Source organism: Nitrococcus mobilis Nb-231 (assembly GCF_000153205.1).
In the GTDB taxonomy this organism is placed as follows: domain Bacteria; phylum Pseudomonadota; class Gammaproteobacteria; order Nitrococcales; family Nitrococcaceae; genus Nitrococcus; species Nitrococcus mobilis.
This window is the reverse complement of the sequence record NZ_CH672427.1, coordinates 2,580,803-2,592,240: the sequence shown is the minus strand read 5'-3', so window position 1 is coordinate 2,592,240 and position 11,438 is coordinate 2,580,803. Positions and strand designations below refer to the sequence as shown.

The window sequence follows — 11,438 nt, the reverse complement described above, 5'->3', positions numbered from 1 at the left end:
CCACCGAACGGAGTTGGCGATGAGCGCGGAAAACGCGAGATTAGGCACCAAGGCTGGTCGGGGGCATCCACAAGTGGAGGCGGGCTTGATGCCTAATCTCGCGCTCCCTTCGTCCAATTCAGTGCCGGCGCGAAGCGCCGCCGAACTGGCGATCGAGCCCCCCATGCGCCGGGGCATTGAGCCCCGACGCATGGGGACCGCTCATCGCCATCTCCGTTAGACACCCGAGTTACCGGCGAAAAGGAGATAAAAAATGAAATTAATTCACTTTATATTATTAGCGGTCTTGTGTTCACTTCATAACGCTGTGATGGCTATGCCTATAATAGCTGAAGTTGGTCCGTTGCCAGCACTACCTGACGAAGAAGACCGTTTCCGTCTCACATGGAGAGATATAGATAGTCCAGATTTCCATGTAGAGTGGAAAACGGATGAGTTGAGAGGAGATTTTAGTGCGATAGTGGTTATTGGAGCGGGGAACTCCGTCTCCACCAGCTTTACGCCCGCTGCTGGTAAAGCTGACTTTACCCGGACCGGCTCTAGTGATTATGCGATTAGAATAGGTTTTAGTGACATAGTAGCTACCGGATCTTTTGACCTATTTTGGTTTCAAACAGATGGGGCAGGTAATGAAATTCCTAATACTCGAGGCACTTATAAAGACGGTACCGGAAACATTAGGAATGAACCGGTGGGTGTCCCTGAACCCCCGACATTGCTTTTACTTATAGCAGGAATTGTCGGTTTCCTACTGATCCAGTTTCGCAGGCATTCAAGTTATGACAACATAGTTGAAAATTGCACTTAGTCAGCGTCTAACATGTTGCTCCAGCCGACCGACCTTCCGCTACGCTCCAGGGCGGCGGCTGAGCATGACGTTCGGCGGCGCTTCGCGCCCCCGAACGGAGTTGGCGATGAGCGCGGAAAGCGCGAGATTAGGCACCAAGGTCGACCGGGGAACATTCAACAATCGGAGGTGGGCTTGATGCCTAATCTCGCGCTCCCTTCGTTCGATTCCGTGCCGGCGCGAAACGCCGCCGAACTGGCAATGGAGCCCCCCATGCGCCGGGGCATTGAGCCCCGACGCATGGGGACCGCTCATCGCCAACTCCGTTGGGTGACGTAAGCCATGCCGTCGATTGTCAGAAACGACGATACAGAGAATTGCCTTCGAGAAATACTTGAGGAGGAGAGCTACGATCTGACACCGAATCGAGGATACGGCGAGACCGGCGTAGACATTATTGCGAGTAAGGACGGAAAAGAATTCCACATCGAAGTCATCGGGCACAAGTCGAGCGGTCCGGCCCGAGCCAAAGACTTTTATGAAGTGTTTTTTAGAGCGGTGTCGAGGCTGGATGACGGTGCAAGCCAGTGTGTGATCGCGATGCCTCATCTTGCGGCAAGGGGGCTGCCTGCCCGTGCTAGACAATACGGTGTGGCATGGAACCGAATCGGAAAAGCGTTTCCAGAGTTGCAAATCTGGCTTGTAAACGTCGAGTCAAAAACGTACGAAAAATCGTCATGGAATCAGTGGTCACCCAACAAGGCGATGGAGTCCGACGCTTGACCGCTCCCGCCTTTCGCTGCCGCTCCAGTCGGTCGCCGTCAAGCGCGGCTCATCGCCAACGTTCGGCGGCGCTTTGCGCCGCCCATCGCGCGTCCCGTCGCTACCGTGCATCGGGGCGGTTAGCCAGCGCTCCACATAGAGCAGTACCCAGCGCTCGTCGCAATGATGACGAAGGGCTTTGAGGAGCAAGTCGTGATCAATGTTGTCGAACAAGCCGCGAATATCGTACTCCAGCACCCAATTCCGCTCCCAGCAACGCTTGCGCGTTACTGCAAGGGCGTCGTGCGCTGATCGCCCGGGCCGGTAGCCGTAGGAGTCGTCATGAAAGACCGGTTCCAGGATCGGCTCCAGCACCAGGGTAACGACCGTCTGCGCGATCCTGTCGCTGACCGTCGGCACACCGAGTATCCGCTCTCCTCCGGACTTCTTCGCAATCGCTACGGCCTTGACCGCCGGGGGAAAGTAGCTCCCCGACGACATCCGATTCCAGATCCGGTAGAGATTCCTGCTTTGTTCACGATCAAAGTCCTGGATCGTTTGATCATCGATCCCGGCCGCACCCCGATTGGCCTTCACACGCTGGTAGGCCTCCCACACCAAGCGTTTCGGAATCACAAAGGGCTTCGCCGATATCACCTGCTCATCCTCCCGTGGGAGTTGACCGGTGACTCGACTGCAGCAATCCGATCCCTTGGCTCGGCACCCATTACAGGTGCTTCCACGCTACTACAGATCGGTCCGTCCTCGACCCGTGCATCGGTACTCTCGGCCTCGCTTTCCTTCACTTGACCTACTCCCTTCACATCACGGTTCGAGTTCCCGCAGTTCCACCAAAGCGCCTGAATCGAGCTCGCGCCATCTCTATGCCGGACACCACCCACCCAGTAAGCAGGTATCTGATGGGCTCCTCCCGAGAGTAATTGTGGCCCTCGGTTTTGATGTCGGGTAATCAGTATCGGCACCTTGACGATGGTTCGCTTGTGCTCGCCTTCTCGATTCGCACCTGACGGGCCACGTGAACCCGCCTTCTCCCCCGACGCTCACGACAACGGTCTTCAGCCAATGCCGCACGAGGGCGGTTTGAAGCCGGCCCCTGCAGGCAGACTCCGGAGGGTCGATCCCTCCATCACTTCAGCAGCTTCTCATGCTTCGCGGTCCGCCTCCTTGCCGACCACTCCGCATTGCTGCGGCACACACATCTATCCTGACAGGGAGGGGATTACTCGCGGTGACGCTTGTGGCCCCCGCGAGCTCTGCGAGTGATCTTGCCGCGTACTTCCCCAGCGAAACGGGCCGAACGTGGCGCTATTCGACCGTGAAGCAATCCACGCTCACCGCCGGACCCGAATCCCGCAAGTCCGAGAAGCGCAGCGAGGTCGCTGAGAAGGTGCGAGGCCCGTCAGAACACGGAAGCGTTGCCGTAAGTCGAGTCGTGAACGAGCAGAACGCCACCATGGGCCAGGTGCGCGTCGAGTCCGTCATCCATGTCCGCGTCGGACCGGATGCGATTTCTGTTGTCGCGATCGAGCTGCCGCGGCGAGGCGTGCAGACCCTCTCTCCAGCGCAGCCGCTGTTGCTCCGAACCGTTCCGGGTCCCAACGTGGAGGGATTGCAGAGTTCGCTTCGCCTGACGACGCGGCTTTCGTCGCAGTCGCCCTCGAAGACAGAATCTCCCCTCGGCCTCTTCCCGGACTGCATCGTCACAGAGACCACTGGGTCTGTGTCCGGATACCTGAACGGCGCTCCCGTCACAGGCGGATCAATCGTCGTCAACGCTTGGTATGCGCGCGGCGTGGGCCTTGTTCGCGAAGAGCGGACTCTTGACTTCTCGGTTAGTGCACCGAACGGCCCCAGCATCCGGCTCCAAGAGGTTGCCACGAAGCTCCTGGAAGAGAGCACGTTGCCGTAGCGCCTGTCGCCCAACAAGGCGTTGCAGCGGACCAGTAACAGCTCTTCTCAACTGGCCTTGATTGCCGGCTGGCGGCATACTGGGTTGGCAGGATCGATTCCGGTCAGCGCTGTTGCTGGCCGCTGAACGCCGATCCGTTGGGCTGACAGAATGAACGGTGGGAGGACATGCCCGAATCGATATTCCTGAGCCACAACGTCCAGGACAAGGCGTTCGTGCGGCGGCTTGCCGAAGACCTCTCCCTTGCAGGCGTCACAGTCTGGCTCGATGAGGCCGAGATCAAGCTTGGCGATTCCCTTCTGTCCAAGGTTGAAGAGGGCATCCTTGGATCGGACTACTTGGGAGTTGTTCTGTCACCCAACTCCGTGGGTTCGGAATGGGTTCAACGGGAATTGCGAATGGCGCTCTCGAATGAGATTGAGAGCAAGAAAGTCAAGGTGCTCCCGTTGCTCTTGGCGGATTGCCAGATGCCGGGGTTTCTGACTGACAAGCTCTATGCCGATTTCCGAAACGAGTCTGGCTATGCTCTCGCTTTCTCGAAGCTGGCCGACCGGTTGGGCGTTTCAGATGTTGCGGCTAGGTCCAAGGATAACTGGCTCATCGGAAGATGGAATGGGCAGTGGCAGTGGAGAGGCCAGCATCGTCTTGCTCGGCTGGAGGTCTCGCCGTCACGGCCTGAGCAAGGGCGTATGATCATCCAGTATTCAAAGGCCGGTACGACGACCATCGTCGAGCAGGAAATTGTCGTCTCCGTCCGTTCCGACAAGGTCGACCTTATCGGACGCGGGTACCGGTTCCTGGAGCGTGGCGCTGCTGTCGGGTATCACCTCGACGCGTTTCGGATGACACTCCAGGACGACGGGAGCATACAAGGGATCAAGAGCGACAAGCGGGGTATAGATGTTCCGGTCCGATTCGAGAGAGGCGCAGCAGCCCAACAAAGCGCTGCAGCCGACGGCGCGCTGCGCCGCGGCTGAGCTTGAGCGTTCGGTGGCGCGAAGCGCCACCGAACGGAGTTGGCGATGAGCGCGGAAAGCGCGAGATTAGGCACCAAGGCTGGCCGGGGCACTCAACAAGCGGAGGGACGGGCTTGATACCTAATCTCGCGCTCCCTTCGTTCGATTCAGTGCCGGCGCGAAGCGCCGCCGAACTGGCGATCGAGCCCCCCATGCGCCGGGGCATTGAGCCCCGACGCATGGGGACCGCTCATCGCCAACTCCGTTAGGCGTAATTTGCCGTGGCTCTCCTTGCAGAAGAAATTGTGGAAGAGTGGTTAAATCGGAACGGCTATTTCACGATCCGAGGTATGAAGTTAGGCGTTCATGAAATAGACCTCCTCGCGATAGGTCAGACAGAAGATGACGCTGTCGAGTGTCGTCATATCGAGGTGCAGGCATCGATGCGGCCGGTGAGTTACATTTCTAGGGTGCCAAAGGCTGCACAACGACGAGGCAAGGCCGCGAACAGTTCCAAACGAACAGACGAAGAACTAAGAGAAGGAGTGGCCGAATGGGTCACGACAAAATACAAACATCCAAGAAAGCTTAGCCTTATGGAAAAGCTTTGGCGGGGTAACTGGTCGAAAGAGTTGGTTATAAATAATGTAAAGTCAGAGGATGAAGTAGCATTGATAAAGGGACATGGAATACGAATACTCAGGCTTGTGGACGTAGTCTCATCGCTGAAAAAACGAGGTGACTTCACTGCCGCAGGGGCCGATTTTGTGGACCTCATTCATATGGGTGAGAGCGCCCAACAAGGCGCTGCAGCCGACGCCAAAAAGCGGCGCGGCTGAGCTTTATCGTTCGGTGGCGCTTCGCGCCACCGAACGGAGATGGCGATGAAATATGGAAGGAGAGACACAAATGCATGAATTCCCGAAGCGAACGATAGAAAGTGACCTGCGCGCCTTCTTAGTCAAGCGGGCGCTCGATGGTAATCGTGCCCCCCAGAATTACATGATATGCGTAGTCGCAACCTCGGGCGGCCAAGTAGCAGTAGCAGCTTCCGGCGGAAATGGTGCTTTGCTTCTGAAGGTTGCGTCGCAGTCGAACTGGCAACGCGAATTAGCATCGCTCGAACTAAGTAAATCACGGTTGAACAACGTCCAGAGGATTATCCGACATTTCGAACGCCTAAAGGATCCGGATCTAGATCAAGTCCAGAAAGTAGAGGATGCGCGCAAGGAACTAAAGGGGAATGAAATAGCGTCGAAGGTGAACAGGGTACACGAACGACTGACGCTCCCTCAGACGATTCGCGGGGCTTCCGGCAATGCGCCGATTGCCGACAGATTAGTTCCACCGACCAAAGAGAATCGACTTTCCAATAGCCTGGTTCTTGACACGGCATCGGCCTTCGGTCGACGCGACTGTGCCGAGCCGCGCGCGTTGGACTTAGCAGCATCGACCGGCGAGCGCATTACCGGAATGACGACAATTTGGTACGGTCGCCCTGACCGGAACGGATACCTCGATCCGTTGAAATTGGCGGATGTCACAATCAGTGCAGCTGTTCCCTGTGAGTGGTGCCGCAGTAACGAGCGACGCATTATGATGGCGGTGACCGATAAGATTGCGGCGGCGAATCCAAGTCGGCCGAACCTCCAGCGTCGCTACTCCATATGACGCATCGGGCGCTCGTTCTTTCACTGCCACGTTGATAGCCCAACCGACAATTACATTATCAGAGTAGAGGCTAATCGGGTAAAGGCTGACATTTAAGGAGACTCTGAACTATTCCCGGCCACGCCAGTATAATTGCGGCATTGCCACCGACCCAGGCGGAACCGATGAAACAAACCACCTTTGCTTCGATGAGTTTTGCGGCCAAGAAGCGGCGCACGCGCCGGGAGAAGTTTCTCGCCGAGATGGAGCAGGTGGTGCCTTGGGCAAAACTGGTGGCGCTCATTGAGCCGCACTACCCCAAGGCGGGCCGGCGTGGCCGCCCGCCGATGCCGCTTGAGTCGATGCTGCGTATTTATTTCATGCAGCAGTGGTACGCGCTCTCCGACCCGGCGATGGAGGATGCGCTCTATGAGATCGAGTCGATGCGCCGCTTCGCCGGGCTTGAGCTCATCGACGACGCGCTGCCCGACGAGACCACGATTTTGAAGTTTCGCCGCCTGCTGGAGCGCCACGGCCTGGCTGCCCAGATGATGAACGTAATCCACGACGTGCTCGCCGAGCGCGGGGCGCTGCTCAAGGGCGGCACTATGGTCGATGCCACGATTGTGCACGCTCCGGCCTCGACGAAGAACAAGGCGCGCCGGCGCGACCCGCAGATGCACCAGACGCGGAAGGGCAATCAGTGGTATTTCGGCATGAAGATCCACGTGGGGGCCGATGTCAACAGCGGCCTTGCTCACACGGTTTCGGTGACTGCAGCCAACGCCTCGGACATCAGCCAATTGCCGCGCCTGCTGCGCGAGGACGACCGCGCGGTCTTTGGTGATAAGGGCTACGTCGATAACACCCTTAAGCGCGCGGCGCGCCGGGCGGGTGTCTACTGGGGCGTGTCCTTGAAGGCAAGCTCCAAGCACAAACTCACCGGTGCGAACAAGCGCACCAACCGCAAGCGCTCCTCGGTCCGTGCCCGGGTGGAGCACATTTTCCGGGTGATCAAGCGCCAATTCGGTTACACCAAGGTGCGCTACAAGGGGCTTGCCAAGAACGCCGCCCAGGTGTTCACGCTGATCGGCCTGACGAATCTGTATCTGGTGAGGAGGCAACTGATGACGAGCTGACAGGCAAACTCCGCCTGCTTGCTCCGAAAAGGGGTTCAGCGGCGCCAAACGGCCCCGTAAATCAGCACTCGGCGGCGGGAAACCGAGCATTTTTACCCTTCCTCTCGTCAGAGACGAATGCGTTTGACTTCAGCTCGAATAGTTCAGACGTTCCTTAATCAGCCCTCCCCACACCACCCGGCATGCGGGTCCGCACCGGGCGGTTCAGGAAACAGACGCCCACGAAGATCAGAGGTAGCCTTGCGCCTTCATCCAAAGGTCGCGAAAGCTGATCAATCCCTGTTGCTTCAACCAGTCGTTGCTCATCCCGCTGTGGGTCGCCAGCGTCTTGGACAGCCGCCAGTAACTTTTGCTGCTGATGGCGGTGAGGATCGCTTGACGCTTGTAGGTGCCCAACGCCAACAGGTGTCGCACCTTGGTCCGCACATAGCGCCACTGTTTCCAGTAGCACATGCGGATACGCCGGCGAATCCAGTTGTCGATGCCGGGCACCGGACGGTAATACTGCGAGATGCCGAAATAACCGGCCCAGCCCCTCAGATACTCGCCGAGCTTGTACAGCCGATAGCCCATCGACACACCCTAGCTCCGGCCGGTGAGTTGGCGGATGCGGTGTTTGAAGTCGGTGAGAGCGGCCTCGGACCAGCGCAGTTTGGTTCCGCGGAAGGTAAATCCGAGAAACTCCACCTCACTGATCCTAGCCACACGGCTCTTGCGCTCGTTGACCGGAAGCTTCAGCTTCTGGTCGAGCCATCGAGTCAGGCTGGCTTTGACACGCTGTCCGGCCCGCTCGCTTTTCACCAGCACCAGCAGATCGTCGGCCTACCGCACGAAGCGGTGACCTCGGGTCTGCAGTTCGGTGTCCAGATCATCGAGCAGGATGTTGGCCAGCAGCGGCGATAACACGCCCTGAACGCAAAAGGTAACTTTGCTCGGGGATCGTCGCATTGCCATTGGAGGGTGGCGGTTGGGTGCTGGCCGAAGGCGTAGTCGGTTGCGCCGGGATCGAGTGGCGGATGGTGATAGTATCATCATCAACCAAGACCTCCTTAACCAGCAAGCGGACGATTCTCTGGCGGTCACTGATTTCCAAAGTCTCTGCCGATTCCCGCAGTCGCTGGAGGAAAGCGGTCAATGTTTCGGCCAAACGCAGGAACGACATGCGGTCGGCGGCCTGACTGAAGATTGCCTGCAGCTCGGATTTCAATCCCTGTTTGCGGGCCCGCAGTTCGGGCATGCGGCCTCGCAGTTCGTCCAAAGACACGAGGTCTTCCTGGTAGGCGGTCACCAGGCGGTCCATGCTTTTGCTCAGGCGCGTGAGGTCGCGTTCGACAGCGTCCTGGCGTTTCTTCGTCGGTTCACTCGCACGGGCCGCATCCAGGCGGCGGTCAAGCTCGGCGTTGATGAGCCCCGGATCGGCGATCAGCCGCATCACCTCCTGCCACACGATGTGGTCGAGCAGGTCCTGGCGGATCGGGCGACTGTCGCACACGGATCCGCCGAGATGACGCCAGCCATCCGAACCCAGGCAGCGGTAATAGTGGATTTTGCGTGCACTCGTGCGGGTCGACGCGCGGTAGAGCGCGTAGCCGCATTTGCGGCACGAGACCAAGCCCTGCACAAGGCTGGGCTCGATGGTCCGGCGCGGTGCGAAACGCTTGTTGTCGGCCAAGCGCTCGGCCGCCAAAGCGAAGGTTTCCTCGCTGACAAGGGCGGGGACCGGCACTTCGATCCATTCCTCGCGCGGCCGCTCATGTGCGCTGGTCTTTTCACCATGGACCGACCGACCCGACAGACGGAATGGCTTGGTCACCTTTTGCCTCGGCCCGACCTGTGTCTTGTTGAAGCAGGCGGTGCCCTTATAGGCGGGATTGCGCAACATCCCCCACACGACCGAACGCTCCCAACGGGTCACTCGCCGGCGTGTCGGAGGGCCCATCTCCCGCAACAGCCGGGCGATGGCGCCGATGCTCAGGCCGTCGACGGTGTATTTCTCAAACACCAGCCGCACGACTGCCGCCTCGGCGGCATCGATCTCGTAACGCGCCGGCGTTTCGGGCATCTTGCGAATGTAGCGATAGCCGTAGGGCGCCCCGCCAAGCACAGAGATCTCGCCCGATTTGGCGCGGTGACGCTTGCCACGGCGGGAGCGTTCGAGAATCTGGGCGCGTTCGTACTCGGCGATCATCCCTTGGAATTGCAGCATGAGCTGATCTTCGGGCGTGGCGGAATGCGGCGCCTTGATGAAGATGGCTTCGACACCATGGCGGGCGAACTCTTCGGTCAGCAGAACCTGATAGGCATACTTTCTGCTCAGCCGATCCGGCGAGTGGATGAGCACTGCTTGGATTTGGCCCTCGGCCGCGAGGTCGCGCAGCCGCTCCAAGCCGGGCCGCAGCAGGCTGGCGCCGCTGAAACCTTCGTCCTCGATTATCCATTCATCGGGTACGGTGAACCCCTGCTCGCGGGCGAACTCGATCAATGCCGCGGTTTGGCTGGCGATCGTGTTCGCTCCCTTCTGTTGGTCGGAGGATACCCGGGCATAAATCGCGGCGATCTTCATCGCTCCCCTCCCTTACGCACGGTCCCACACCGGCGACACGGACCCGCTCCGGTACCAAAATCCCATAGACCTGTTCCAGTTTGACGGCGAGGAGACGGTCAAACGCATGCTCGAGACGGACGCTGCGATCACTAGCGCCGCGCCGGTCAGCCATTGCCGCCGGCTTCGTCGAGAAACGCGCGCAGCGCCCGACTGACCATGTCGCTGATCGTCGTCTCCTCGGCCGCAGCCCGCGTTCGAATCGCGTCGACCAAACTGGGCGGAAGCTTGAACGTCACGGCCGTCGTTGGCTCGGTCACTGGCACCGGCCGGCCGATTGCCTGGGCCGCCTCGATGTAGCGATAGGCCTGACGTCGGGACAGCGTGAATTGGCGCGACAACAACACGGCAGCCTCCGCCACCTTCAGCCCACGCGCGAGCAACCCATAGGCCGCATTGAGACGTTGCGCCTTCTGCGTATCGGTCGATCGCGACATATGACATACGTATATTACCTCCTGAGACGCAAATCAAGCACAGAACGGGAACGGTCGAGCGGGATTGTCCGATCGAAGCCGAAGTTACCCTTTGCGTTCAGGGCGTGATCGGGCCACCTTGTGGCGTACCCACGGCTCTTGCCTTGCGCGTCCCGTCGCTACCGTGCATCGGGGCGGTTAGCCAGCGCTCCACATAGAGCAGTACCCAGCGCTCGTCGCAATGATGACGAAGGGCTTTGAGGAGCAAGCCGTGATCAATGTTGTCGAACAAGCCGCGAATATCGTACTCCAGCACCCAATTCCGCTCCCAGCAACGCTTGCGCGTTACTGCAAGGGCGTCGTGCGCTGATCGTCCGGGCCGGTAGCCGTAGGAGTCGTCATGAAAGACCGGTTCCAGGATCGGCTCCAGCACCAGGGTAACGACCGCCTGCGCGATCCTGTCGCTGACCGTCGGCACACCGAGTATCCGCTCTCCTCCGGACTTCTTCGCAATCGCTACGGCCTTGACCGCCGGGGGAAAGTAGCTCCCCGACGACATCCGATTCCAGATCCGGTAGAGATTCCTGCTTTGTTCACGATCAAAGTCCTGGATCGTTTGATCATCGATCCCGGCCGCACCCCGATTGGCCTTCACACGCTGGTATACCTCCCACACCAAGCGTTTCGGAATCACAAAGGGCTTCGCCGATATCACCTGCTCATCCTCCCGTGGGAGTTGGCCGGTGACTCGACTGCAGCAATCCGATCCCTTGGCTCGGCACCCATTACAGGTGCTTCCACGCTACTACAGATCGGTCCGTCCTCGACCCGTGCATCGGTACTCTCGGCCTCGCTTTCCTTCACTTGACCTACTCCCTTTGCATCACGGTTCGAGTTCCCACAGTTCCACCAAAGCGCCTGAATCGAGCTCGCGCCACCTCACGCCGCCGCTTCGGATGGCTGGCGCGGTTTCGCCGGCTCGCCAGAGACTACGAGCGTTTGCCCACGGTTCTGAGTGGTCTGCATTTCCTGGTCTTCGCCGTGCTCATGCTGCCAGCGGCCGCTCGAATATTAGCCGCGCTGCAAGTTCATAACACGCTCTAGAGACGACTCTGAAGCGCTACGTCTGGCTCTACAATCATCACCTTACCCAGAAAACCATCCGGCACCAGACTCCGGTCAAAACTATGAAAAGC

The 11,438-nt window shown here is 59.1% G+C and carries 14 protein-coding genes and 1 pseudogene; 9 read left to right on the top strand and 6 right to left on the bottom strand.

Annotated elements, in window-relative coordinates; genetic code table 11:
* From NB231_RS19715 to NB231_RS18665, 3 genes are all read left to right on the top strand, one after another.
* A partial coding sequence (locus tag NB231_RS19715; RefSeq protein ID WP_232210460.1) for a hypothetical protein occupies positions 1-220 on the top strand: 220 nt, incomplete at its 5' end.
* A 33-nt stretch (positions 221-253) separates the two neighbouring features.
* Positions 254-808, top strand: coding sequence for a PEP-CTERM sorting domain-containing protein (locus tag NB231_RS17840; protein ID WP_084766322.1), 555 nt, complete (start codon positions 254-256; stop codon positions 806-808).
* A 321-nt stretch (positions 809-1,129) separates the two neighbouring features.
* The gene (locus NB231_RS18665) at positions 1,130-1,570 is read left to right on the top strand and encodes a hypothetical protein (RefSeq protein ID WP_156776995.1); all 441 of its coding nucleotides are present in this window, start codon (positions 1,130-1,132) and stop codon (positions 1,568-1,570) included.
* Here the strand turns inward: NB231_RS18665 and NB231_RS11710 are convergent.
* Positions 1,538-2,206 carry a reverse transcriptase domain-containing protein gene (locus NB231_RS11710; RefSeq protein WP_005003059.1) on the bottom strand — a complete coding sequence of 223 codons (669 nt, stop codon included), beginning with the start codon at positions 2,204-2,206 and terminating at the stop codon, positions 1,538-1,540. The two genes, NB231_RS18665 and NB231_RS11710, sit on opposite strands and share 33 nt — an antisense overlap.
* A 796-nt stretch (positions 2,207-3,002) precedes the next feature.
* Here NB231_RS11710 and NB231_RS11705 point away from each other — a divergent pair.
* The 5 genes from NB231_RS11705 to NB231_RS11685 all read left to right on the top strand — a co-directional run bounded on the left by NB231_RS11705 (position 3,003) and on the right by NB231_RS11685 (position 7,224).
* Positions 3,003-3,479: a hypothetical protein gene (locus tag NB231_RS11705; protein ID WP_232210459.1), complete on the top strand. Its 477-nt coding sequence runs from the start codon at positions 3,003-3,005 to the stop codon at positions 3,477-3,479.
* A gap of 167 nt (positions 3,480-3,646) precedes the next feature.
* On the top strand, positions 3,647-4,456 hold the full coding sequence (locus NB231_RS16985; RefSeq protein WP_005003057.1) for a toll/interleukin-1 receptor domain-containing protein: 810 nt from the start codon (positions 3,647-3,649) through the stop codon (positions 4,454-4,456).
* A 260-nt stretch (positions 4,457-4,716) separates the two neighbouring features.
* The gene (locus tag NB231_RS11695; RefSeq protein WP_005003054.1) at positions 4,717-5,274 is read left to right on the top strand and encodes a hypothetical protein; all 558 of its coding nucleotides are present in this window, start codon (positions 4,717-4,719) and stop codon (positions 5,272-5,274) included.
* 70 nt (positions 5,275-5,344) lie between these two features.
* Positions 5,345-6,106, top strand: a complete 762-nt coding sequence (locus NB231_RS11690; protein WP_040662291.1) for a hypothetical protein — start codon at positions 5,345-5,347, stop codon at positions 6,104-6,106.
* A 164-nt stretch (positions 6,107-6,270) separates the two neighbouring features.
* Complete coding sequence (locus NB231_RS11685) at positions 6,271-7,224, top strand: IS5-like element ISNmo4 family transposase (protein WP_005003050.1); 954 nt, start codon at positions 6,271-6,273, stop codon at positions 7,222-7,224.
* A 228-nt stretch (positions 7,225-7,452) separates the two neighbouring features.
* Here NB231_RS11685 and NB231_RS19710 read toward each other — a convergent pair whose 3' ends face one another.
* From NB231_RS19710 to NB231_RS11665, 5 genes are all read right to left on the bottom strand, one after another.
* Positions 7,453-7,797: a group II intron maturase-specific domain-containing protein gene (locus tag NB231_RS19710; protein WP_005003048.1), complete on the bottom strand. Its 345-nt coding sequence runs from the start codon at positions 7,795-7,797 to the stop codon at positions 7,453-7,455.
* A 9-nt stretch (positions 7,798-7,806) separates the two neighbouring features.
* Complete coding sequence (locus tag NB231_RS19705) at positions 7,807-8,031, bottom strand: RNA-dependent RNA polymerase family protein (protein ID WP_005003046.1); 225 nt, start codon at positions 8,029-8,031, stop codon at positions 7,807-7,809.
* A 61-nt stretch (positions 8,032-8,092) separates the two neighbouring features.
* Positions 8,093-9,787, bottom strand: coding sequence for a recombinase family protein (locus tag NB231_RS11675; protein ID WP_005003043.1), 1,695 nt, complete (start codon positions 9,785-9,787; stop codon positions 8,093-8,095).
* Positions 9,788-9,933: 146 nt separating this feature from the next.
* Complete coding sequence (locus NB231_RS11670) at positions 9,934-10,263, bottom strand: ribbon-helix-helix protein, CopG family (protein ID WP_005001121.1); 330 nt, start codon at positions 10,261-10,263, stop codon at positions 9,934-9,936.
* Between the two features lie 97 nt (positions 10,264-10,360).
* The gene (locus tag NB231_RS11665; protein WP_005003042.1) at positions 10,361-10,957 is read right to left on the bottom strand and encodes a reverse transcriptase domain-containing protein; all 597 of its coding nucleotides are present in this window, start codon (positions 10,955-10,957) and stop codon (positions 10,361-10,363) included.
* A 230-nt stretch (positions 10,958-11,187) separates the two neighbouring features.
* On the opposite strand from NB231_RS11665, the pseudogene NB231_RS18660 reads away from it, so the two are divergent.
* Positions 11,188-11,346, top strand: a pseudogene (locus NB231_RS18660) (IS5/IS1182 family transposase); the annotation flags it as partial.
* Between the last annotated feature and the right edge of the window lie 92 nt (positions 11,347-11,438).